The 23593-nt window shown below is 67.2% G+C and carries 22 protein-coding genes; 3 read left to right on the top strand and 19 right to left on the bottom strand.

The genetic code is table 11. From position 1 onward, the window contains the following. Nucleotides 1-17 precede the first annotated feature (17 nt). Nucleotides 18-512 (top strand): permease, encoded by a 495-nt coding sequence (locus JW958_04945; GenBank protein MBN1825594.1) that lies wholly within the window; start codon nt 18-20, stop codon nt 510-512. 31 nt (nt 513-543) lie between these two features. Here the strand turns inward: JW958_04945 and JW958_04950 are convergent, their stop codons facing one another. From JW958_04950 to JW958_04970, 5 genes are all read right to left on the bottom strand, one after another. Next, nucleotides 544-3195, bottom strand: a complete 2652-nt coding sequence (locus tag JW958_04950) for a protein kinase (protein MBN1825595.1) — start codon at nt 3193-3195, stop codon at nt 544-546. Nucleotides 3196-3429: 234 nt separating this feature from the next. Continuing rightward, a complete protein-coding gene (locus JW958_04955; GenBank protein ID MBN1825596.1) occupies nt 3430-4392 on the bottom strand; it encodes a GDP-mannose 4,6-dehydratase in 963 nt (320 codons plus the stop codon). Beyond that, a complete protein-coding gene (locus tag JW958_04960; GenBank protein MBN1825597.1) occupies nt 4389-5552 on the bottom strand; it encodes a DegT/DnrJ/EryC1/StrS family aminotransferase in 1164 nt (387 codons plus the stop codon). The genes JW958_04955 and JW958_04960 overlap by 4 nt, the downstream gene beginning before the upstream one ends. A 32-nt stretch (nt 5553-5584) precedes the next feature. Next, on the bottom strand, nt 5585-6517 hold the full coding sequence (locus tag JW958_04965) for an SDR family oxidoreductase (protein MBN1825598.1): 933 nt from the start codon (nt 6515-6517) through the stop codon (nt 5585-5587). Nucleotides 6518-6605: 88 nt separating this feature from the next. Continuing rightward, a complete protein-coding gene (locus JW958_04970; GenBank protein ID MBN1825599.1) occupies nt 6606-7913 on the bottom strand; it encodes a UDP-glucose/GDP-mannose dehydrogenase family protein in 1308 nt (435 codons plus the stop codon). A gap of 130 nt (nt 7914-8043) precedes the next feature. Between JW958_04970 and JW958_04975 the strand changes: the two genes are divergently transcribed. Then, on the top strand, nt 8044-9135 hold the full coding sequence (locus JW958_04975) for a quinone-dependent dihydroorotate dehydrogenase (GenBank protein ID MBN1825600.1): 1092 nt from the start codon (nt 8044-8046) through the stop codon (nt 9133-9135). On the opposite strand, the gene JW958_04980 is transcribed toward JW958_04975, so the two are convergent. Genes JW958_04980 through pyrF form a run of 3 tightly spaced genes read right to left on the bottom strand, consistent with a single transcriptional unit; the run spans nt 9122 to nt 11127 of the window. Beyond that, nucleotides 9122-9895, bottom strand: coding sequence for an MBL fold metallo-hydrolase (locus JW958_04980; protein MBN1825601.1), 774 nt, complete (start codon nt 9893-9895; stop codon nt 9122-9124). The two genes, JW958_04975 and JW958_04980, sit on opposite strands and share 14 nt — an antisense overlap. Continuing rightward, a complete protein-coding gene (locus JW958_04985; GenBank protein MBN1825602.1) occupies nt 9888-10466 on the bottom strand; it encodes an orotate phosphoribosyltransferase in 579 nt (192 codons plus the stop codon). The genes JW958_04980 and JW958_04985 overlap by 8 nt, the downstream gene beginning before the upstream one ends. Next, entirely contained in the window at nt 10456-11127 is a 672-nt protein-coding gene (gene pyrF, locus JW958_04990) for an orotidine-5'-phosphate decarboxylase (GenBank protein ID MBN1825603.1), read from the bottom strand. The genes JW958_04985 and pyrF overlap by 11 nt, the downstream gene beginning before the upstream one ends. A 234-nt stretch (nt 11128-11361) precedes the next feature. Here pyrF and JW958_04995 point away from each other — a divergent pair, with 234 nt between their 5' ends. Then, nucleotides 11362-11799 carry a MarR family transcriptional regulator gene (locus JW958_04995; GenBank protein MBN1825604.1) on the top strand — a complete coding sequence of 146 codons (438 nt, stop codon included), beginning with the start codon at nt 11362-11364 and terminating at the stop codon, nt 11797-11799. Between the two features lie 18 nt (nt 11800-11817). Here JW958_04995 and JW958_05000 read toward each other — a convergent pair whose 3' ends face one another. From JW958_05000 to rsmI, 11 genes are all read right to left on the bottom strand, one after another. Continuing rightward, nucleotides 11818-13593 carry a TonB family protein gene (locus JW958_05000; GenBank protein ID MBN1825605.1) on the bottom strand — a complete coding sequence of 592 codons (1776 nt, stop codon included), beginning with the start codon at nt 13591-13593 and terminating at the stop codon, nt 11818-11820. Next, the gene (locus JW958_05005) at nt 13590-14912 is read right to left on the bottom strand and encodes a dihydroorotase (GenBank protein ID MBN1825606.1); all 1323 of its coding nucleotides are present in this window, start codon (nt 14910-14912) and stop codon (nt 13590-13592) included. The genes JW958_05000 and JW958_05005 overlap by 4 nt, the downstream gene beginning before the upstream one ends. Further along, on the bottom strand, nt 14896-15837 hold the full coding sequence (locus JW958_05010) for an aspartate carbamoyltransferase catalytic subunit (protein ID MBN1825607.1): 942 nt from the start codon (nt 15835-15837) through the stop codon (nt 14896-14898). Before JW958_05010 ends, JW958_05005 begins: the two co-directional genes overlap by 17 nt. Continuing rightward, a complete protein-coding gene (gene pyrR, locus JW958_05015; protein MBN1825608.1) occupies nt 15834-16376 on the bottom strand; it encodes a bifunctional pyr operon transcriptional regulator/uracil phosphoribosyltransferase PyrR in 543 nt (180 codons plus the stop codon). Before pyrR ends, JW958_05010 begins: the two co-directional genes overlap by 4 nt. Continuing rightward, nucleotides 16373-17545 (bottom strand): nickel pincer cofactor biosynthesis protein LarC, encoded by a 1173-nt coding sequence (gene larC, locus JW958_05020; protein ID MBN1825609.1) that lies wholly within the window; start codon nt 17543-17545, stop codon nt 16373-16375. Before larC ends, pyrR begins: the two co-directional genes overlap by 4 nt. Then, nucleotides 17542-18300: a nickel pincer cofactor biosynthesis protein LarB gene (gene larB / locus JW958_05025; GenBank protein ID MBN1825610.1), complete on the bottom strand. Its 759-nt coding sequence runs from the start codon at nt 18298-18300 to the stop codon at nt 17542-17544. Before larB ends, larC begins: the two co-directional genes overlap by 4 nt. After that, nucleotides 18290-19279 (bottom strand): tRNA dihydrouridine synthase DusB, encoded by a 990-nt coding sequence (dusB, locus tag JW958_05030; protein ID MBN1825611.1) that lies wholly within the window; start codon nt 19277-19279, stop codon nt 18290-18292. Before dusB ends, larB begins: the two co-directional genes overlap by 11 nt. A gap of 25 nt (nt 19280-19304) precedes the next feature. Then, on the bottom strand, nt 19305-20951 hold the full coding sequence (locus JW958_05035) for a S41 family peptidase (protein MBN1825612.1): 1647 nt from the start codon (nt 20949-20951) through the stop codon (nt 19305-19307). Nucleotides 20952-21142: 191 nt separating this feature from the next. Further along, nucleotides 21143-21916: a TIGR00266 family protein gene (locus JW958_05040; GenBank protein MBN1825613.1), complete on the bottom strand. Its 774-nt coding sequence runs from the start codon at nt 21914-21916 to the stop codon at nt 21143-21145. Nucleotides 21917-22054: 138 nt separating this feature from the next. Continuing rightward, entirely contained in the window at nt 22055-22633 is a 579-nt protein-coding gene (locus JW958_05045; protein ID MBN1825614.1) for a CDP-alcohol phosphatidyltransferase family protein, read from the bottom strand. Between the two features lie 70 nt (nt 22634-22703). Next, nucleotides 22704-23582: a 16S rRNA (cytidine(1402)-2'-O)-methyltransferase gene (gene rsmI / locus JW958_05050; protein ID MBN1825615.1), complete on the bottom strand. Its 879-nt coding sequence runs from the start codon at nt 23580-23582 to the stop codon at nt 22704-22706. Nucleotides 23583-23593: the final 11 nt, after the last annotated feature.

The raw sequence follows: 23593 nt of genomic DNA on the forward strand, positions 1-23593 counted from the left end.
GAGGAAAGAGAAACGCCATGTTGATACCCACCCTCGTCATTTGGGGGCTCGCGGCGGTGCTCCTCTGGCTGGGGTATTCCCGCGGCGCGGGCGAGCACGTGCAGGGCATGCGGGTCTCCGCGCGCCTGTTGACGGAGACCCTTCCCCTTCTGATCGGCGCCTTTCTCGTGGCGGGGATGGTGCAGGTCCTGCTCCCTCAGGAGTCGATCTCCCGATGGGTGGGCGCCGACTCCGGCCTCCGCGGTCTCCTGCTCGGAACGGTGGCGGGCGGATTCGCGCCCGGAGGGCCCTACGTCAGCCTTCCCATCGCCGCCGGTCTGCTCCGTGTCGGCGCGGGGACCGGCACGATGGTCGCCTTTCTGACCGGCTGGTCGCTCTGGGCGATCGGGCGGCTTCCGATGGAGGTGGGAATACTGGGCTGGCGGCTGACGGCGATCCGCGTGGCCTGCACGTTCTTCTTCCCGCCCATCGCGGGCTGGCTCGCCGGCGCTCTCTTCGGAAACGGAAAGTAGAAGGCCTCGGCAGGGCGGCCGGTGATGCCGGTCAGCGCTCCGGCCGGATGATCTTGCGGAAGGCGGGGTCCGTGACGAGCGGTTCCAGGTCCATCCGCTCCTCCATTTCCGCGCGGCTCCAGCCGGCGTCGGCCGCCGCGCGCAGCCGCGCCAGCGCCTCGACGCGGTCTCCTAAAAGAGCGTAGATCGAAGCGGCCAATCGGGCCCTCTCGCCGGGACGATCCTCGCGGCTTGACTGCTCCAGCGCGCGCAGATGATGGAGCGCCGCGTCCCGGTCGCCCCGGCGGGCGGCGACGGCGCCCAAGGCGGCGATGTAACGGGGGTTTTCCGGATCGTCGAACCCGAGAGTCTCCAGAACGACCCACGCTTCGTCCCAACGTTCGGCGGCATAGAGCGCCCGGGCGTACGCCCACCGGTGCTCCTCCGTCTCCGACGCCTCCTCCGAACGCGCTTCGAACCAGGCGATCGCCCGATCGAGGAGGCGGAGCGCGTCGTCCCGCCACCCCTTGGCGCGCAAAACGCGTGCCGCCTCGAGCAGGCTCCCGCCCGGAGTGAGCCCCTCCACGGAGGGAGAGGCGAGGCGCTTCTCCATCCAGGCGTTCAAGTCCTCCAACCTCCCGAGCGCGGCCAGCGCGCGCCCTTCGGCGAGGATCAGATCCGGCGACAGGGGGTCGAGGTCCCGCCCGCGACGGATCGCTTCCAATTCCTGCTCGTGTTCTCCGAGCCGATGGAGCGCTTCCGCGCGGGCGCGTAGGCAGGCCGGCGATCCGGCGATCCCTTCCGGTTCCGCGGCGATCGCATCGAGCAACTCCCGCGCCTCACGGGGTCGGCCGCGGCGGATCTCCTCCCAGGCGAGGCGGAGACTCCACCTCCCCTCGGGCACTTGCTCCACGGCGCGCCGGAGCGCCTCCGCCGCCCCCTCGCTGTCCCCCGCGAGGCTCGCCCGGACCCAGTCCAAGCGGTCCGCTTCGTGAGGACGCAGGGATCCCCTCCGCCCCTCCAGCAGGCGGGCAAGCGAATCGGCGCGTGCGCCGTCGTTTCTTTCGATTCGAACCAATGCGGCATGAAGGAGCGGTTCCGCGTAGGTGGAATCGCCCGCCGCGGCTCGGGAGAAATGTTCCAGCGCGAGGTCGTCGTCGAAACGGGCCAGCGCCGCCTCCCCCTCCGCCTCCGCCCGCAGCGCCTCGTAGGTGGGCGGGCGGGCGGTCCTCTCCGCCGGTCCCTTCGACTGCGGGTCGACGAGAAGGGCGAGCGCCCCCATCACCCTCTGCTGCATCCGCCCGATCGGTTCCTCGGGATCCCGGACCGAACCCCGCACCGGGTCGAGAACGGTGAGAAGGCGCCCGTCGCCCGGGTCGGTGATTTGGGCGTGAAACTCCACCTCCTCCTCCCGGAGGTAATAGGAGCCGGAGACCAGAGCGGTCACATTCTTCTCCGCGGCGGAGCGCCTCCCCCGCTCCGCGCCCTCTCCCCCCCCGCCGGCGGCGTCTTGCGCGGCGAGGGGAACCACTTCAACCAGATCGGTCCGGGCGAGACCGCGGGTGATCCAATCCGCCGCCATCCTGCCGAGATGGTCGTAAGCGCTCTCGCCGGTTTGATTGTCGAAGGGGGCGATCGCCACCCGGACCGGCGCTCCATCGCCGCCGTCGTCACCGCAAAGGGCGAAGAAACTTGAAGCGGCCGCGAGCGCCGCCGCCGTCACGCCTACGGCGATCCGGAGCGGGCTCCGGCGGCGCGGCGGCGTAACGGCGGTCCCTCCCCCGCTCCGCGAGGGATCGAAGGAGGAGGGGAAGGGGGTCGGTATCACCTGCGTGACTTCTTCCGACGGCCGGGAAGAACCGGAAAGGCCGGAGACCCGCGAGACCCGACTCGCCCCGCTGCGGAGCCGCCGGAGATCGACGAGCATCTCGTCCACGTGCTGGTAACGCTCTTCGCGGTCCTTCGTCATCGCCTTGTCGACGATCCGCTCCAGCTCCATCGGGACTCCCGTGCGGAGCGCCGTGAGCGGTTCCGGATACTCGTTCAATATGGCGTAGACGAGCGCCGTCTCGTGATCGTTCCGGAAGGGGAGAAGCCCGGTGACCATCTGATAGATCACCACGCCGAGGGACCAGATATCGGAGCGGCGATCCACCTTCTCCCCCCTCGCCTGCTCCGGCGACATGTAGGCGACGGTGCCGAGGGTGGTGCTCTCCTGCGTCAGTTTGGAACGGGCGGCGGACTTGGCGAGGCCGAAGTCCATGATCGCGATCCGGCCCTTCGAATCGACCATCACGTTCGCCGGTTTGATGTCCCGGTGAACGATCCCCTTCTCGTGAGCCTCCTGCAGCCCCTGGCAGAGTTGGGAAGCCGTATCGATCACCTCGTCGATCGTCATCGGGCCCCGGGCGATCCTCTGGTGGAGGCTCGGCCCGTCGATGAAGGCCATGGCGATGAAAGCCTTCCCCTCCACCTCGTCGATTTCGTGGACCGTGCAGATGTTGGGGTGTTGGAGCGCGGCGGCGGCGCGCGCCTCGTGTATGAAGCGGGAACGCTCCTCGTCGCTGCCGAGCGCCTTGGGGGAGAGAAACTTGAGGGCCACCGTGCGCTGAAGGCGGAGGTCCTCCGCCTTATACACGACGCCCATCCCCCCCTCGCCCAGCTTGTCGAGAATGCGGTAGTGGGAAATGGTTTCGCCGATCATCGCCGTCGTTTCATCCGGAAATGCGTGTCTTCGCCGCCGCTTTCCGCGGCCGCCGCGAAAAGAGCCCCGCACCTTCACCTATCGGCGGACAGGGCGGGAACCTTCGCGAATTCAGCTGTTTCGGAGGCCGCAAAGGCCGTTCCGGACGATGATTCTAGAGGAACGCCGGGGGTCGGGCCAGGAAAAAGGGGCGCCCGGCCCGCCGGGAAGAGCGCGGCGGCGGAGCGCCTTTCTCTACCGTTTGAAATAGGCGATCACGCTCAGAATCAGCTCGTCCAATCCCACCTTCGGTTCATAACCGATTGCCTCATGGATCCGGGTGAGGTCCGGCACACGGCGGCGCATGTCCTCAAAGCCCTGCTCATAGGCTTTTTCATACGGCAAATAATCGATGATGGAATTCGAGCCGGCCAGTTCCTTGACGCGCTCCGCCAGGCTTTCGATGCTGATCTCCTTGTCGCTGCCGATGTTGAAGATCCGCCCCACCGCCTGGTCGGCGCGGGCGAGGGCGGTCACGCCGTCCACGATATCGAACACGGAGGAGAAACAGCGCGACTGCTTGCCGTCTCCGAAAACGGTGAGAGGCTGGCCGAGGAGGGCCTGTTTGGCGAACCGCGGGAGCACCATGCCGTATTGACCGGTCTGCCGCGGTCCACAGGTGTTGAAGCAGCGGACCACCACAACGGGCACTTTCTTCTCCCGGTAGTAGGCGAGAGCGAGCATCTCGTCCAGCGCCTTCGTGGCGGCGTAACTCCAACGGTTGATGGTGGTGCTTCCCATCAAACGGTCCTGTTCCTCGCTGAAGGGGAGGGAATTGGATTTCCCGTACACCTCGGAGGTCGAGAACAGAACGACTTTCTTCTTCGCCCGGTTGGCCTGTTCGAAGACGATTTCGGTGCCGCGGATGTTGATCTGGATCGACTTCAGGATGTTCTCGATCACGTAGGTGACGCCGACCGCCGCGGCGAGATGGTATACCGTGTCCACCTCGTCCACCAGTTTGGCCATCATGTCCTCGTTCATGATCGTGTCGATCACATAACGGAACCGCGGGTGGTCCTCCAGGTGGGCGATGTTTTCGAATGAGCCGGTGGACAGGTCGTCCACGATGGTGACCTGCTCGCCGTCGGCGAGCAGGCGGTCCGCCAGATGGGAGCCGATGAAACCCGCTCCCCCGGTGATGAGGGCCTTCTTCATTTCCCTCTCTCCCCTTCTTCGCTCCGCGCGCCGGCGTCCTTGCCGCCGCGCTCGAAGAACGCGCGGATCTCCCGGGCGGTTCGATCCGCCGCCTCGTCGGTGAGTTCCGGATAGATCGGAAGGCAGAGCGCCTCCCTTGCGGCGCGCTCCGCCTCCGGGAAGAAACCGCTCCCCGCGGCGACGGCCGGTTGTTCGTGAATCCCCCGCGGATAGTGGGTCGCCGTGGCGATTCCCTTTTCGGCCAGCCGCTCCCGCAGAGCGTCCCGCAACGGGGTGCGCACGGTGAACTGATGATAGACGTGCCGGTATCCCTTCGGCTCGGACGGTAGGCGGAGAGGGAGTCCGGCAAGGGACTCCCGGTAGCGCGCCGCCAGCGCGCGACGCCGCTCGTTCCACCCTTCCAGGAGCGGGAGTTTGATCGAGAGGATCGCCGCCTGGAAGGCGTCGAGCCGACTGTTCCAGCCGTAGCGGCCGTGCAGGTACTTGCCGGTCTGGCCGTGGTCCCGGAGGATGCGGATCTCGCCGGCCAGGTTCCCGTCAGCGGTGGTCACCAGGCCGCCGTCTCCGCAGGCGCCCAGGTTCTTGGTCGGGTAAAAAGAGAAGGCGGCCGCGTCGCCGAGATCGCCGGCCCGCTTCTCCCCCCGGGCGGCGCCGAAAGCCTGCGCCGCGTCCTCGAGAAGAAAGATGTCCCGGCCCCCGATAATGGAGCGGTACTCCTCCATCGGCGCCGGCAGCCCGTACAGGTGCACGGGAACCACCGCGCGGGTGCGGGGTCCGAGGGCGGCGCGCACCCCTTCCGGGTCGGCGTTGCACGTCTCCGGGTCGATGTCGACGTAAACCGCCGCCGCGCCGAGCCGCTCGATCGCCTCGGCTACGGCGAAGAAACTATAGGCGGGGGTGATCACCTCGTCGCCCGGTCCCACGCCCGCCGCCTGGAGGGCGAGAAAGAGCGCGTCGGTGCCGGAAGCGACGCCGATCGCCTCGGCCACGCCCAGATACTCCGCCGCCTCCCGCTCGAAACGGGCGACCGCGTCGCCGAGCACGAAGTTCCCCCGGTCCAGAATCGCGCCGATCGCCTCCAGGATCGGTTCCCGGAGCCCGCGGTGCTGGGCGGGGAGGTTCAGAAATGGTATCGCGTCGCTCAAGGATGCGCTCCTCATGAGGATCGACCGTGGCGGGCCGGCGGGACTCGTTATCCCATCCGGCTACGGAAATAGTCGACCGTCTTCTTCAGGCCTTCGCTCAAGGGGACCTCGGGGCCCCAGTCGAGGAGGCGGCGGGCCTGGCCGATGTTCGGCTGCCGGACCTTGGGATCGTCCTGAGGAAGGTCCCGGTATTCGATCGGGGAGGCGCCGCCTGTGAGTTGCAGGATCTCCATGGCGAACTCGTTGATGGTCATCTCGTCCGGGTTCCCCAGGTTCACGGGGTCGTTCAGGTCTGAAAGGAGCAGTTTATAGATCCCCCGCACCAGATCGGAAACGAAGCAGAAGGAACGGGTTTGGTTGCCGTCGCCGAACACGGTGAGCGGGTCCCCCTTCAGCGCCTGCACGATGAAGGTGGGAACCACGCGGCCGTCGTGGGCGCGCATGCGCGGCCCATAGGTGTTGAAGATCCGGGCGATCTTGGTGTTCACGCCGTGGCTTCTGTGGTAGGCCATGGCGAGCGCCTCGGCGAAACGCTTCGCCTCGTCGTACACGCCCCGGGGTCCGATGGGATTCACGTTCCCCCAGTAGGACTCCTCCTGGGGATGAACGAGCGGGTCGCCGTACACCTCCGAGGAAGAGGCGAGCAGGAACCGCGCCCCCTTCGACTTCGCCAGGCCGAGCGCCTTGTGCGTGCCGAGGGCCCCCACCTTCAAGGTTTGGATCGGAAGTTCCAGATAGTCGATGGGACTCGCCGGAGAGGCGAAATGAATCACCGCGTCGAGCGGACCGGCCACGTACACGAACTCGGTCACGTCGTGTTGCACGAACCGGAACTTGTCGTTGCCGAAATGCTGCTGGATGTTGTCCGGATTCCCCGTGATCAGATTGTCCACGGCGATCACCTCGTGCCCCTCGGCAAGGAGAAGATCGCACAGGTGGGATCCGAGAAAACCGGCTCCACCGGTGACGAGCGCTCGCATCGCGGTTACCTCCCCGGGCGGCGGAAGGCCGCCGGTACCGTGTATCGAAGAGACTCCGCGGTCGGAGCCCCGTCCTTTGCGTACCCGATTATCCCCGGCCCACCGAGGTGTAGGCGAAACCCGCCTCGCGGATCTTGCGGGGTTCATAAACGTTCCGGCAGTCCACCAAAACCGGGCGGATCATCACCTCCCGCAGCTTGGCAAGGTCAAGCTCCCGGAACTCGTTCCATTCCGTCATCAGCACCAGCACGTCCGCGCCGACGGCGGCATCGACGATGGAGTCGACCAGGACGATTTCCTTGTTCCACGCCCGGGCATTCTCGCCGGCGACGGGATCGAATGCCTGCACCGTCGCCCCTTTCTTCTGGAGGATGCGGATCACGCCGAGGGCGGGAGCTTCGCGCACGTCGTCCGTGTTCGGCTTGAAGGCGAGCCCGAGCATGCCGACGACCTTCCCGTCCAGGGAGCCGCCGGCGGCGGTCTCGATCTTCTCGGCCATCTCGGAGCGGCGCTGTTCGTTCACGGCGATGACCGCCTTGACGATCATCGGGTCTACGCCCGCCTGCTCGGCGATCTGCACGAAAGCACGGGTGTCCTTGGGAAAGCAGGAGCCGCCGAAGCCGGCGCCGGCGTGCAGGAACTTCGGCCCGATTCTCTTGTCCAGCCCCATTCCCCTCGCCACGGTGCCGACGTCCGCCCCCACCTTCTCGCACACCTTCGCCACCTCGTTGACGAAAGAGATCCTGGTCGCCAGAAAAGCATTGGACGCGTATTTGATCATTTCCGCGCTCGCCACGTTCGTCTTCACGATCGGCGTTTCGAGCAGGTAGAGCGGTTCGTAGATCTCGGATATGGCGTCCCGCGCCCGCTCGCTGTCCGTGCCGACGATGATCCGATCGGGACGCATGAAGTCCTCGATGGCGCTCCCCTCGCGGAGAAACTCCGGGTTGGAGACCACATCGAACTCGTAAGGGGCGTCCTGATTCTCCCGAATGATCTCCTCGACAAGCGCGCCGGTTCCGGTCGGGACGGTGCTCTTGGTCACCACCACCTTGTAGCCGTTCATGGAACGTCCGATCTGAGCCGCCACGTCCTTCACATAGGTCAGATCCGCGTTCCCCTGTTCGTCGCTCGGCGTCCCCACGGCGATGAAGATCACCTCCGCGTTCCGGATCCCCTGGTCCAGTTCGGTGGAGAAGGCGAGCCTGCCGCCGGAGACGTTCCGCTTGATCATCTCCTCGAGGCCCGGCTCGTAGAAAGGGACGCTCCCGCCTTGGAGCACTTGAATCTTCCGCTCATCGATATCGATGCAATCGACCCGGTTTCCGAAATCGGCGAGACAAGTCCCGGTGACGAGCCCCACATAACCGGTGCCGACCACGCAGATTCTCTTCATCGATCCATCCCCCTGAAACGGCTGGCCGCCGCGCCCGATCGAAACGGAAACAGTCCAAAGAGGCATTGTCCCCCTTGGCGCGCGGTAAAGTCAATGACGAACCGGGCGTAACCATGGTACCGTCCTCGGGATGAGCCGACTGTACCGCAGCGTCGTCCGCCCCCTTTTCTTCCGTTTCGACCCGGAGAGGGTCCACGAGACGGTGATGGGCGCGATGCCTCTCCTGCCGATCCGGACGCCCCGCGCCCGGCCCCGCCTTCGCGCGCGGGTCTTCGGTCTCGATTTTCCCCATCCCGTCGGTCTCGCCGCCGGCTTCGACAAGGAGGGGCGGTTCCCGGGGGCCCTCTCCCGTATCGGCTTCGGCCACATCGAGGTGGGGACGGCGACGCCGCGCCCCCAGGAGGGGAATCCGAAACCGAGGCTTTTCCGCGTCCCGGAGCACGAGGCGCTCGTGAACCGGATGGGCTTCAACAATCCCGGAGCGGAGAAAGTGGGGGAACATCTGCGGGGGCTCCCCGCGCGGGAGAGTCGCCGCTACGTGGTCGGAGCGAACGTGGGAAAACAGAGGGAGACTTCGCTGGAGGACGCGGCGGAGGATTACATCGCCGCGGCGATCCCCTTCCTTTCGGTGGCGGACTATCTGGTCGTGAACATCAGCTCTCCCAATACACCGGGGCTTCGCGCCCTGGAAACGGCGGAGAAGCTGCGTCCTCTTCTGGAGGCTGTCCGCCGCGCCGCCGAGGAACGGGCCGGCGCCGGGAAGCCCCCCCTCTTGGCGAAGCTCTCGCCGGACCTTTCCGACGACGCGCTCGGCGCCTCCGCCGTCGCCGTCCGGGACGCTGGCTTCGACGGGCTCGTGGTGACCAACACCTCCGTCGATCTCTCCCCTCTCGGAGGCGGCGCCCCGGAGGGGGGAGGCGGTCTTTCGGGACGCCCCCTCGCCGGAAGAGCGCTCGACGCGGTCCGGATCGCGCGCTCCGCGCTCGCCGGCGCGATCCCGATCATCGGCGTGGGGGGAATCTTCAGCGGCGAGGACGCCTACCGCAGGATCCGCGCGGGCGCCTCTCTCGTCCAGCTGTACACCGGGTTCATCTATGAGGGGCCTTGGATGGTTCGCCGGCTGCTGCGCGATTTGGACCGGCTTCTCGAAAGGGACGGTTTCCGGAATGTCGCCGAGGCGGTCGGAACGGAGCGTCCCGGAGACCGACTTAGCGGAAGTTGAGCACCTCCCCCTCCCTCTCCTGCTCGGCGACGATCACCTTCACCCCACTCCGCCCGCAGCGGCGAAGCGCATCGCACGCGCCCTTCATGGCGAGGGCGGGGCGGTTATTCTCTTTGGAAAGATGGGCGAGGATCACCGCTTCCAATCCGTCGTGGGCGGCGGCGACCAGGGCGTTCCCGGAAGCCCTGTTCGAGAGGTGGCCGAAATCGCCGCGGATCCGTTCCTTCAGAAACCAAGGATAAGAGCCGTCCCGGAGAAGGTCCTCGTCGTGATTCGACTCGAGGATCAGGACGCGGGCGCCGCCGATCCTCTCCAGGACCGCGTCGTCCACTCGACCGAGATCGGTGGCGACGGCCACCGATCCGGCGTCGCTCTCCAGAACCACGCCGATCGGCTCCGCCGCGTCGTGGGGGGTCGGGAAGGGGAGGATCCGGAAGGGGCCGATCGCGAAGGGGCGCCCCGGATCGAGGGGACGGAACGGTCCCGGTCCCGGCCGGCGGATGCCCTCCCAAGTGCCGGGCGTCGCCCAGACCGGGAGATCGTGCCGTTTACGGAGCACCGCGAGCCCCGCGGTGTGGTCGGTGTGCTCATGGGTGACGACGATCCCCTCCAACTCGCCGGGGGACGCGCCGATCCGATCCAGCGCCCGGAGAAGGCGGGTCGCCGGGATACCGCAATCGACCAGAACCGCCGAGCCCTCCGCCCGAATCCAATAGGCGTTTCCCCGGCTCCCGCTTCCGATCGCGCAGACGTCAAGCATCGTCCCCGCGGCTCCCCGGTTCGTCGATCGGAATCCCCTCGCGGCAGAGAGGGCAGCTCGCCGGATCGTAGACGGCGAGTTCGAGGGTCGCCGCCGGACGGAAGGGGACGGGAATGCGGGCCCGCCCTTCGGAGCGGTCCACCAGGGCCGCGACGGCGACCACCTTCGCGCCGAGCCGCTCCGCCATGTCGATGACGGAACGGAGGGAGCCGCCCGTAGTGACCACGTCCTCCACCACCGCCACCGGTTCGCCCGGCGCCAGGCGGAACCCGCGGCGGAGGAGGAACCGGTCCTCCCGGCGCTCCGCGAAAATGGCTCGGGCGCCGAGAGCCCGGGCCGTCTCATGGCCGATCACGATTCCCCCCAGCGCGGGAGCGAGAATCGTCCGCGGGCCGAACTCCCGGATCAGGTCGGCCAGGGTCTCGCCGGCTTTCTCGGCGAGGGGCGGGCGGCTCAGGAGAAGCGCCGATTGCAGGTATCGCTCGGCGTGCTTGCCCGAGCGGAGCAGAAAGTGTCCCCGGAGGAGCGCACCCTCCCGTTCGTAAAGTCCGAGCAGTTCCTCACCGCGCACGTTCCATCTCCTCCAGGATCGCCTCCGCCGCCCGGAGCGGGTCGGCGGCTGTGGTTATGGGGCGGCCGATCACCAAAACGTCGGCGCCGGCGCGGACCGCTTCGGCCGGCGTGGCGGTTCGCGCCTGATCGTGGGCGGGCGTCCCGGCGGGACGGATGCCCGGCGTCACCACGAGAAAACGCTCCCCGCCGATCGAGCGCGCCCTCTCCGCCTCACGGGCCGAGACGACGACGCCGTCCATTCCCGTCTCCCGCGACAGAAGGGCGATCCGCTCCACCTCCCCGGCCGTCTCCGGCCCGGAACGGCTGGTGAGAACGGTCACCGCGAGCAGTTTCGTGCCCGCCTCCCCCCGCGCCCCGGCCGCGGCGCGGAGCATCTCCTCCCCTCCGGAACCGTGGAGCGTCAGCATCCGGACATCCAGCGCCGCGGCGGAACGCACCGCCCCCGCCACGGTGGACGGGATGTCGTGATATTTACCATCCAGAAAGACGCCGCCCCCCCGAGCGGAGATCTCCCGGACGAGTCCGGGTCCGAAACGGGTGAACAGTTCCAGCCCGACTTTATACAGGCCGATCCGCCCGCGGAGGAGATCCACCATCTCCAACGCGCGCCGGTCGTCCATCCCGTCCAGCGCGAGCGCGATTTCCGCTTTTCCGTCCATCGGAGCAACACCTATCATAATCGTCTTTTCCCCGCCACCGCTTTTCCCTGGGGCCGGTTGACAGTTTGGGGGACCGGTGCTAGGGTTCCCGAAACGTATTCGGCTGGAACATGATTGCTTACAAGATCGGCATGATAAAGGTTGACAAAAGGGGTCCGATGCAATAAGTAAAAGGTACATGGGTTAAGCCTACGGGCGCTCGGGTCCAGCGCCTGATTTCCAAAGGAGGAGCAAATGGCTGCCACGAAGAAGGTAACGGCCGACACATGGGTCCGGTTGACCCAGAGCTATCACTTAGCACAAAAGCAATGCCGTGATTCGCTGCGCGGGTCGGGATTGACCCAGCCGCAGTTCGAGGTCCTCGCTCAGATAGCCGGCGAGGAGGGCATTCCACTCACCCGAATCGGCGAGAACCTGCTGGTCACCGGCGGGAACATCACGGGAATAGTCGACCGCCTCGAAAAGGGCGGGCTGGTGAAGCGGAAACGGGACAAGGAAGACCGGCGGATCATCCGCGCTTTCTTTACAGCAAAGGGGAAGAAGCTGTACCAGCAGGCCACCCCGTCCTATGACCGGTTCCTGAAGATGTCTTTCGGCGATCTGACCCCGGGCGATCACGTCAAGCTTCAGAAGGTTCTGGATCAGCTCCGCAAGAAGCTCGACGTGGAGTAAAGCCCGGCGGGGGGTGCATCACCGGAAGGTGTAGACGAGGTTCGTGCTGCGGATTTCGTCGATCGGCTCCGGAATGTACCGGCATTGGAAAGCTGCGGCGAGGGCGGGTCCATTGAGGACCGGATTGTCGGAACGGACGATTCGGGCCTCGAAGACCCTGCCCTCGCCGTTTACGTCGACCTCCACCTCGACGGTTCCCCGAACCGGTTCGTCCTCCTCCGCGAGCAGGGGTTTTTCCGGCTCCACCCGCGTTTGAATGCGAAGCGGCGCCGGCGGCCCCTCGAACCGCAACTCCCCTTCCCAGCGCGTAGCGCTTCTCATGGCCGTGGGGACATCGTCTCCCTCCTCGACGATCATCGCGACCGCAGTGGTCTCCACCGCCGCCGTGTCCTCCGGAGGGTGCGCCTCGTCCCAGAGCGCGATCCAGACCTCGAGCGATTCCGCGGGAGGCGCCACTTCCCCCCGATCGACGAGCTCCCGCGCCGTGAAGCTCCGCGGATACCCCCGGACGGCGCGCAGCATCAGTGAGTCCTCGTTCGGTTCCTCGGTAAATCCGTGCCGCGACAGATACACCCGGGCGGCCAGCGCACGCGGCGCGTAGGGAGAATCCGGAAAACGTTCAGTCACAAAGCGATAGCGCCGGCGGGCTCCCTCGGGTTTCCGGAAAAAGAAGAACTCGCTCTCGGCGAGGAGAAACTCGATCTCGGCCGTGTCCGCCGCCTCCTCCTCATAGGCGCGCTCCAGGCGGATGTACTCGCTCAGATTCCGGGAGACCCGGGCCGCCTCGTTTTTCTTCTCCTCCTCGACGGGATGCTGCCCCACCAGGCGGAACGCCGCGGCGGCGGAATCCTTGTTGTCCAACTCGTTCAAATAGAGTTCACCGAGGAGATAAGCGATCTCCCCCGCCGGTTCCGAGGAAGGAGCCTCAACGAGAGCGGCGCGAAGGGAGTCGACCGCCTCCTCCAGGCGTCCCTCGCCGAGCATGGATCGCGCTTCCTGCAGCTCGATTCGCAACGTGTCGGCGCGCGTACGGACCTCGGCGCGGGTCTCCTCCAGCGTCTCGTATGCCTCGTCGTAGCGCCCTTCGCGCGCCAGGGCGTCCGCCATGGCCAGGGAACTCTCCAGTCGTACTTTTTCATCGAGAAGCGGATTGTTCAGCTGCCGGGCATACGCCTCGTACGATTCCCGCCACTTCCCGGACCGCGCGTAGGACCGGCCCAGCAGCCCCAGGACCTCGTCCCGGCGTTCGCCGCCGTCGGTCAGCTCCAGGTATGCCTCGAAACCCTCCGCCGCTTTTTCATAGCGGCCGAGCCGATGCTCCACCAGAGCGAGGAGGTAGAGCGCCTCCTTGCGGAGTTCCTTCTTCCCCCCCTCTCGAAAGACCTCCAGCACGGGGACGGCCTCGGCGTAGCGTTCCATCGCCACCAGGGTCCGCGCCTTCTGGAATCGCGCCTGGCGCACCAGATTCGAGTTGGGGTAGTAGTTCAGGATCTCGTCGAACTTACGGAGCGCCGCCAGATAATCCCCCTTGGCGTAAAAACATTTGCCCATCAACAATATGGCGTCGTCCACCCATCGGGAATCGGGATACTCGATGATCACCTTGGCGCACTTGCGCATCGCCTTTTCGTATAAATCCAGCCCCACGCTCTCCCGCTTTTCCGGCGCGACGTTCCGACGGGATCTCTCCGCCTCCTCGTAGAACTGATTGGCGTGATAGAGCGTGTTGTAGTAGGCGCACCCCGCCGTCGCGATCGTTCCGGCAAGGAGAGCGAAAAGGAGAAACCGTTTCATCCGTTCCCTTCCGGGGGAAACAACGAGGACGGGCCGTTCCGGTCCGGGCCCTCGATCCAACGATCCCCGATCAGAACCGCCCGCACCGCGCCGAAGAGCCGCTCCCCGGCGAAGGGAGTGTTCCGGGAGAGGGAGCGGAAGCGGGAGGCGTCCACCACCCGGGATTCCTCGGGATCGAAAAGGGTGAGCGACGCCTCCGCCCCCTCCGCGATCCCCGGGAAATCGATCCCGAGCACCCGCGCGGGCCCGGCGGTGAATCGCTCCACCAGCGTGGCGAGATCGAGATGGCCGGTGCGAACCAGGTAGGTGATCATCGAGGCGAGGGCGGTTTCGAGGCCGATCACGCCGAAAGGCGCGCCGTCGAACTCCACTTCCTTCTCGTGCGAAGGATGGGGGGCGTGATCGGTGGCGATCGCGTCGATCACCCCCTCAGCCAGCCCGCGGCGGAGCGCGTCCCTGTCCTCGGCGGTGCGGAGGGGCGGGTTCATCTTCCGGTTCGTGTCGTAGCCGGCGAGGCACTGTTCGGTGAGGGCCAGATAGTGGGGCGCCGTCTCGGCGGTGACCGCCAGGCCGCGCTCTTTGGCGCGCCGCACGATCTCGACCGATCCGGCGGCGGAGAGATGGGCGACATGGAGCCTGCCGCCGGTCAGCTCGGCGAGCCGCACGTCCCGGTCGACGGCGACCGTTTCCGCCTCGGCGGGAATCCCCCGGAGGCCGAGACGGGTGCTCATCGCCCCCTCGTTCATCACGCCGCCGCGGCTGAGCGCCCTCTCCTCGGAATGGGAGATGACCGGCACGCCGAAGGGGCGGGCGTATTCCAGGGCGCGGCGCATGAGGCACGCGTCTCCGACCGGATCCCCGTCGTCGGAGAAGGCCGCGGCGCCGGCGCGAACCAGCTCGCCCATCTCGGAGAGCCGCTCCCCCCGGCGGCCCACCGAGATGGCGGCCACGGGGAGCACCCGGACCGGACCGGCCGCGGAGGCACGGGCGAACACGTTGCGGATCGATGCCGCGTCGTCCAGAGGAGGATCGGTGTTCGGCATGCAAGCCACCACGCCGAACCCCCCCGCGGCGGCGGCCGCCGTCCCCGAGGCGATGGTCTCCGCGTCCTCGCGACCCGGCTCGCGCAGATGCACGTGAGCATCGATGAAGGAGGGGGAAAGCACGAGTCCCTTCCCGTCGACGACGCGCATTCCCTCCTCCGGCTCGATCACGCCGCCCACTCCGCGGATTCTGCCGTCCGCGACCAGCAGATCCCCCTTCTCGTCGAGACCGTGGGAGGGATCGAGGAGCCTCGCGCCCTTAATTAACCAAGCCATCGCGCACCTCACCGCCGGAAAGCAGGTAGATCACCGCCATGCGGACGGCGACGCCGTTGGTCACCTGGTCGAGAATGACCGACCGCGGCCCGTCCGCCACTTCCGGATCGATCTCCACGCCCCGGTTCATCGGACCGGGGTGCATGATCAGGCACCGCTCCTTCAGCCGGGCCGCGCGCTCGCGGTTCAGTCCGAAAAGAACGGCGTATTCCCGAAGCGAGGGGAGGAAAAAACCGTCCTGCCTCTCCCGTTGGATCCGGAGGACCATGACCACGTCGGCGCCCTCCAGTGCGCGATCCAGGTCGGTTTCGGTCTCCACGCCGAGGGTCGCCACCCCGGGCGGGAGGAAGGTGGAAGGCGCGCAGAGCGTCACCGACGCGCCGAGCGTGCGCAGCCCGAAAACGTTCGAGCGGGCCACCCGGCTGTGGAGCACGTCGCCGACGATCACCACCCGGAGCCCGTCGAGGGAGCCGAACCACTCCCGCATGGTGAACATGTCGAGCAACCCCTGGGTCGGATGCTCGTGCGCCCCGTCGCCGGCGTTGATCACGGAGGCGTCGAGCCGTGAGGCGAGGAAGTGCGGGGCGCCCGAGGCGCCGTGCCGCACCACCAGGAAATCCATCTTCATCGCCTGCAGGTTTCGCACCGTGTCGAGGAGCGTCTCCCCCTTCTCGAAGCTGGACATCTTCTGCGACACCGAAACCGAGTCGGCGGAGAGCCGCTTCTCCGCGAGTTCGAAGGAAACGCGCGTCCGGGTGCTCGCCTCGTAGAACAGGTTGACCGCCGTCTTCCCCCGGAGCGTGGGGACCTTGGGAATCTTCCGCTCCAGGACCTCCTTAAAGGACTCCGCGGTGTTCAAGATCAGTTCGATCTCGTCCCGGGACATCCCCTCCAGGCCGAGCAGATCCTTTCGGGACAGTCTCACGTCTTCTTCTCCCGGACTTTCACGGCGTCCTCGCCGTCCTCTTCCGACACGTGAACCACCACCTGCTCGTTCTCCGTCGTCACCACCGCCTCACCGACGAAATCGGGGGAGATGGGAAGCTCGCGATGCCCCTGCCGATCGACGAGCACGGTGAGCCAGATCCGCTTCGGCCGCCCGAAATCGATGATCTCGTCGATGGCGGCGCGCACGGTTCTTCCTGTATAAAGCACATCGTCCACGAGGACGATCACCTTCTCCTCCACGTCGAAGGGGATGTCGGTCCCCCGGATCACCGGTTGCGGGCCGATCGCCTGCAGGTCGTCCCGATAGAGGGTGATGTCCACGATGCCCAGGGGAACCTCCCCCCCGGCGATCTTTGCAATCTCCTCGACCAGCCGGGCGGCCAGGTGCGCTCCCCGGGTCCGGACGCCGACCACCGCCAGATCCTCGGCGCCCCGGTTCTTCTCCAGGATCTCGTGGGCGAGCCTCGTGATCGCCCACTGCATCTCCCTTTTCGGGAGAACGGTCCTTTCGGTCATTCCCGTCCTTTCTCCGCCTCCGCGATCAGCGCCCGCCAAACATCGAGAAGCGGGATGTTCCTCTCCCCGGCGATGCGAGCGCAATCCTCGTGCTCCGGCGTGAGCCGAATCCCGCCGCTCGGAAGACGCGCCGCCTTGAAACGAACCGAGCCGAAAGGGGTCTCGCGCTCCACCGTCTCCCGGCGGACGACGATTCGATCCGTCTCCCGGACCCGCACGCCGAGCGTCCCCGTCTCCTCCATCAGAAACCGGACCATCCGGTCCCGGTCCTCCGGCTTCGCGAGCAGGGAGACCCGGTGCCCGGGCCGGTTCTTCTTCATCACCGTCGGAAGAAGAACCGCGTCGAGAGCCCCTCTCTCCATGGAGCGCTCCACCAGCGCCCCCAGGATCTCGCCGGGCAAATCGTCGAGGTCGGTCTCCAAAAGGATCACCCTCTCCTCGCCGAGAAGCGATTCTCCCTCGCCGACGGTCACCCGCAACAGGTTGGGCGGGCCCTCACGCTCGGCGGAGCCGAATCCGTAGCCGATCCGCTCCGGGCGGAAGGGGGGCGGTGGACCGAAACGCTCGGTCAGGCCGACGAGGAGGGCGGCGCCGGTCGGCGTGAGAAGCTCTCCCTCCCGATCGCTCGGCCGGAAGGGACGCCCGCGGAGAATCTCCAGCGTGGCGGGCGCCGGGACGGGAAGCTCGCCGTGGGCCGCCCGGACCGTGCCGGTGCCGGTGACCGGCGCCGACGCGAAGACCCGCTCCACGCCGAGCAGCCAGAGGCCGGTCACGGCGCCGACGATGTCGACGATCGCGTCGATCGCCCCCACCTCGTGGAAGTGCACGCGTTCGATCGGCATCCGATGGACCTTCGCCTCCGCCCCTCCGAGCAGGCGGAAAACGGCGATCGCCCCCTCCCGAACCGCCTCGGGGAGGTCGGCGGCGCGGATCGCGTCCTCGATCTCCGGGAGACCGCGGTGGGACGCCTTCTCCTCGGGAACCACGCGCACCCGCGTTCCGCCGATGCCGGAGCGCTCGGTCCGCTCCGCCTCGAGACGGAAACTTTCGATGGGAAGTGTACGGAGCCGTTCCCGGAGCGCGTCCGCGTCCAGGCCGGCGTCGATCAACGCGCCGAGGATCATGTCGCCGGCGGCGCCGGAGGGGCCGTCGAAGTAGGCGATCTTCATGGGCGCTCCCGGGAGGATCGGAGGATCCGGTGCGCGGCGGAGGCCGCGCCGAAACCGTTGTCGATGTTAACGACCACCGCGCCGGAAGCGCAACTGTTCAACATGGAAAAGAGAGGGGTGAACCCCCGAAGCGCCGTTCCGTATCCGACGCTCGTCGGCACGCCGATCACCGCCGAACCGGTCAGCCCGGCCACCACCGAGAGGAGCGCCCCCTCCATCCCGGCGACCACGATCAGGACCGGCGCGCTCCGAATCCGCTCCTCCTCGCCGTAGAGGCGATGCACGCCCGCCACCCCCACGTCGTAAACCCGCTCCGGCTCGTGGCCGAGCAGGAGGAGCGTCTCCGCCGCCTCCTCCGCCACCGGGATGTCCGAAGTGCCCGCGGTGAGGACCGGCACCGGCGCGCCGCGCTCCGGCTCTTTCCGGACGAGCACCGCCGTCCGCCCCCGGGGATTGTATCGGACGCCGGGGATCTCCTTTTCGAGCACGGCGAAAGCCTCCGGGGAGAGGCGCGTGGCGAGCAGGTTGGATCCCGCGTCCACGATGGCCCGGGCGATGGCGGCCACCTCCCCGGGGCGTTTCCCCTCGCAGAAGATCGCCTCCGGCCACCCCTGGCGGAGCTGCCTGTGGTGATCCACGCGGGCGAAACCGAGGTTCTCGAATGGGAGATGCTTCAGGGCGCCGAGCGCATCCTCCGGATCGAGCGCGCCGTCGCGGACCCGTTCCAGGATCTCCCGCAAGCGTTCAGGGTCCATCGATCCCTCCCTCGATCAGCGGGGCGAAGAAATCCTCCAGCGCCCGCTCCACTTCCTCCCGCTCCTCGATCCGGTTGACCCGGTTCCGAAAGGCGGCGCTCCCGGGGAGTCCTCGTACATAACGGGCGAGATGGCGACGGAACTCGCGCACGCCGATCCGCGTCCCCCGGTCCTCCACGATCAGCCGGAGGTGCTCCCGGCAGGTCCGGAGAAGCTCCTCCGGGCCGGGCGGGTACGCGTCGCGCCCCTCCTCGAGACGGGTCCGAGCGGAGCGGAAGACGAAGGGATTGCCGATCGACGCCCGCCCGATCATGACGGCGGCGCAGCCGGTCTCCTCGATCCGCCTGGCCGCGCCGTCTCCGTCCGATATGTCGCCGTTTCCGATCACGGGAACGCGGACCGCCCGAACCACCTCGGCGACCCGGTCCCAGTCCGCCTCCCCCCGATACCCCTGCCGCGCCGTCCGCCCATGCACGGTAATGGCCGACGCGCCGGCGTCCTCGCAGATCCGCGCGATCTCCGCCGCCCGGATCGATTGACCGTCCCATCCGGTCCGAATCTTGGCGGTCACCGGCGTCCGCACCGCTCGGGCCACGGCCCGGACGATTCTCCCAATTCGCTCCGGATCTTTCAAGAGAGCCGCGCCGCGGCCGTTCCGGACGAATTTGGGCGCCGGGCAGCCGAAGTTGAGATCGATCAAGTCGGGCGCGATCATGTCCTCCAGGATACGCGCGGAGAGGGCGAATCGCTCCGGGTCGTCGCCGAAGATCTGCACCCCGTAGGGACGCTCCTCCGGGTGGAAGCGGGCCATGTCGATGGTCTTCCGGTTCAGCCGGAAGAGCGCGTCGGAGGAGAGCGTTTCCGAATAGACGGCCGCCGCCCCGAAACGGCGGCAGAGGACCCGGAAGGAGGGAGTGGTGATTCCGCAAAGAGGGGCGAGAAGCGCCCCCGCCTCCAGATCCAGACCGCCGATCTTCATGCCGCCGACACCGGGGGAACCCGGGTCATTCCGCGTCGACCCCCTGCTCCCGGCGGGCCGTCAGACCGTCGGAGGAGGAGGAATCTCCCGCCGCGCCGGCGACGGTCTCCTCTTTCTCCTTCTGGAGACGGATCGACTCGGAGAGAGCGAAGAGGCCGTCCATGGTCCCCGCTTCCCGGAAGAGATCGAAGGTGCTCTGGAGCTGCTCGTCCGTCTCCACCGTGACGAGGAAGGCGGCGCGGTCGCCGAAAGCCTTCCGGTAGATCTCGCGGCGGATGCCGTTCTTGACGTATTCCAGGCTCTCCTCCCATTCCTCCTCGGTGTACTCCACCTCCTTCTGGTCGAGGTAATCGCGGAAGGACCGAAGCGTTTCCTCGTCCGGCGTCCATCCCTCCTCGATGGTGTGGTAGGGGAAGTACTCGACGGCGAAATTGAAGAAGTAGCCCCTGCGCTCCGCCGCCGCCTCCACCGGCGCCATCTTGCGCTGCTCGATCTCGATGTCCGGCGTGATCCCGCCGCCGCCGTAGACGGGGCGACCGGCATGGGTGTAGTAGACCTCCTCGTTCTCTTCGCCCTCCTGCGGGATTTCCCGGAGGCGCCTCTGCGAGGCGAGTTCGGGACGGTGGATGCAGCGCCCGCTGGGGGTGTAGTACTTCGCGGTGGTCAGCTTGAGGCCCGTCTCACCGTCCAGCGGAATCACCGACTGCACCGATCCCTTGCCGAAGGTGGTCTTCCCCACCACCAAGCCGCGGTCCCAGTCCTGCACCGCCCCGGAGACGATCTCCGAAGCGCTCGCCGAGTACTGGTTCACCAGCACCACGATGGGATAGCCGCCGTGTTCCGTGTTCTTGTGGTCTACGAAGCGGCTGTTGGCGTTCTTCCGGCGCCCCTGGGTGTAGGTGATCAACTGGCCGTCGTCGAGAAGAAGGTCCGAAACCTCGACGGCCTGGTCCAGGAGCCCGCCCGGGTTGGAGCGGAGGTCGATCACGAGACCGCGGATCCCCGACGATTCGAGATCGCGTAGCGCGCTCTCCATCTCGTGGCTCGTGGATTTGGAGAATTGGGTGACGCTCATGTAGCCGATGCGGTCGTCGGTCACGAAGGTATAGGGGACCGAGTCGAGCTTGATGATGTCGCGGGTGATGGCGTACTCGATCAGGTCCGGCACCCCCTCGCGCCGGATTTTGATGGTGACCTGGGTTCCCTCGGGGCCGCGAAGGCGGTTCACGGCGTCGTCCGCGGTGAACCCTTCGGTCGATTCCTCTTCGATATAAAGGATTTGATCGCCCCCCTGGATCCCCATCCGCGCCGCGGGGGTTCCTTCGATCGGAGCGATCACCGTCAGCACGCCGTCCCGGATCGCGATATGGATTCCGAGGCCGCCGAAGCTGCCGGCGGTGCTGGTCATCAGATCCCTGTACTGGGAAATGTCCAGGAACTGGGTGTGCGGATCCAAGCTCTCCAGCATCCCCCGGATCGCCGCGTCGATCAGCTCCTCCATTTCCGTGTCGTCCACGTAATCCGATTGGACCCGGTTCAGCACCTCGCTGAAACGTTGGAGCTGGCGGTAGGCGTTGGTGTCGCCGGCGGGGGTGCGCTCCACGGCGACGAGCACCGCAAGGAAAAGAGCGATCGCGACCCAGAGGACCGGGCGGCGGTATCGTTCGGACATGATGGGATCCTTTCTCGCGAGAGACCCTCGGGCGTTCCGTCGTGGGGGCGGGCGAGGCCGCCGTCTACGAAAGAGCACACCGGACGATCATTCGGTGTTCCCGGCGGTTCGTTTTCTTAGGTTTAGCACATTTCCCGCCCCCGGACCAGCCGAACCGGGCGTCCGGCGCTCCGCCGGCGGGAAGCCCCCCGCTAGTCGCCGCCGAGGAGGTTTCCGAGAATATCGCCGCCGATCCCGCCGATTCCACGCTGTTCCCCCTTCCCCCGGAGACCGCGATGCTGCGCCGCGGCGAGGATCCGGTCGGAAAGGCGGGAGAAGGGAAGGGACTGCAGATAGACGAGGCCGGGGCCGGTCATCTTGGCGAGGAAGATCCCCTCGCCGCCGAAGAGGGCGTTCTTGAAGCCGCCCACGAATTGGATGTCGTAGTCCACGGAAGGGGCGAAGGCGACCAGGCAGCCGGTGTCGACCCGGATCGTCTCCCCCGCCCCGAGATGCCGCTCGATGATGGTTCCGCCCGCGTGAACGAAAGCCATACCGTCGCCGACCAGCCTTTGCAGGATGAAACCTTCACCCCCGAACAGACCGGCGCCGATTTTCTTGGTGAAGGCGACCTCGATCTCGATCCCCCGGGCGGCGCAGAGGAAGGAGTCCTTCTGGCAGAGGAAATTGCCGCCGAGTTCGTCCATCCGCAGGGGGATGATCTTCCCGGGATAGGGAGCGCTGAATCCGACGCACGCTTTCTTCCGTCCGACGCAAAGGAAGGTCGTGATAAAGAAGCTCTCGCCGGTGACGATTCTCTTGAAGCCCTTGAAGAGGCCTCCGCCGGTGGAGGTCTGCATCTCGATGCCGTCCTCCATGTAGGCCATCGCCCCCGCCTCGGCGCGGATTCCCTCGCCGGGGTCCAACTCCACCTCCACCAGTTGCATGTCGTCGCCGTAAATCCTGTGGTCGATCGCGTCGGCCATGGTCTTCCTCCGGCGCGGACCCCGTGGCCCGCTATGAGTTCATTTTATGTCGCTTCGATTCGCCCGGGCGCGCGCCGGGCCGCACCCCATCCGGGAAGACGGCGCGGCGCCGGTTCCGGTTTCCTTCGGGATCCCGGATCAGAGCACTTTCCGGGCGTGGCGCATCCTCTGGAAGGCGGTGTAGTGGGAGCCGACCGCCAGCAGGAGGAGCGCCAGATCGAGCAGCCATCCGCCCAGCAGCAGGCCGAGGAAGAGAATCACGATCCTCTCCGGTCGTTCCAGCAGCCCCACGGCGCAGGCGCCGCCGAGGCCCTCGACGCGGGCCCGCGTGTAGCTCACCATGAGGGAGCCGCTGATCACCACGAAGGGGAGCAGGAAAAGGGCGTCGTGCCGCATCCAGTAGGCGAGACCGAGGTAAACGAAGATCTCCGCGTAACGGTCCAGCGTCGAATCGAGAAAGGCGCCGAAGGGGGATCCGGTGCCGGCGGCGCGCGCCACCGAACCGTCGAGCATGTCGAAGAGACCGCCCATGAGAAAGAGGATCGCGCCGAACCGCGGGTGCCCGTCGGCGATCACCAGGCCGGAGAGAGCCGCGAGAACGAGCCCCGTCACCGAGAGCGCGTTCGGCTGGATGCGGAGTTGTCCGCAAAGGCGGACCAGGGGGTGGAGGAGCGAGCGGACCCACTCCTTGCGGTCCGGACTGAGCATGGCGCACACGGCGGTTCCTCCCCTCGGGCGGGTTCCGGGATCTCGCAGATTGGAATGCTATCAACGGCGACGGGGGCTGTCAAGTACCTGGAAGATCGCCGCTTCCGCCGCCGGGCGACTCCGGCTCCTCGCGGTCGCCCCCGCGGAGGAGTCGGTACACTTCCTGCTCCTTCCATCCGGCGGTGCTCGCGGCGGCGCGCACCGCGTCCCGGAGAGAGGCGCCGGCGGCGGTCTCCTCGCGAACCAGGTCGAGAACCCTCTCCCGCGGGAGCCTCTCCCCCCCCTTCGCCCCTTCGACGAGCACCACGAACTCCCCGCGGGGCGGCCGTTCGTCGAACCCCGCGGCCAGCTCCGACGCGGTCCCGCGCAGGAACTCCTCGAATTTCTTGGTCAACTCCCGCGCGAGAACCACCCGCCTCTCCCCCATGGCGCCTGCGATCTCCTCCAACAGGCGGCGGATCCGCCGGGGGGATTCGTAGAAGACGAGGGTTCCCTCCTCGGCGGCGAGAACGCGGAGCCGGTCCAGACGAGGCCCCTCGCGCGAGGGGAGGAACCCCTCGAAGCGGAACCGCCGCGTCGAAAGACCCGAGGCGACCAGCGCGGCGAGGAAGGCGCTCGGGCCGGGGACGGGGACCACCTCGATCCCCTCCTCCAGGGCGGCGCGAACCAGGCGCTCGGCGGGATCGGCGATCCCCGGGTTTCCGGCGTCGGAGACGACCGCCACCGATCGGCCTTCGAGGAGCAGGCGGAGCAGCTCCGGGACGCGACGCTCTTCGTTTCGCGCATAAAACGATAACGCGGGAACGCGGGAACCGATCCTTTCCAGGAGGGCGCCGGTCCGCCGCGTGTCCTCGGCGGCGATCCGGTCGACGGTGCGGAGCACCTCCTCCGCCCGCCGGGAGAGGTCCCCCATGTTACCGATGGGGGTGCCGACCAGGTAGAGCGTTCCCCGTTTCATCGATCCTCCCT

It is taken from the genome of Candidatus Eisenbacteria bacterium, from assembly GCA_016930695.1.
In the GTDB taxonomy this organism is placed as follows: Bacteria; Orphanbacterota; Orphanbacteria; order Orphanbacterales; family Orphanbacteraceae; genus JAFGGD01.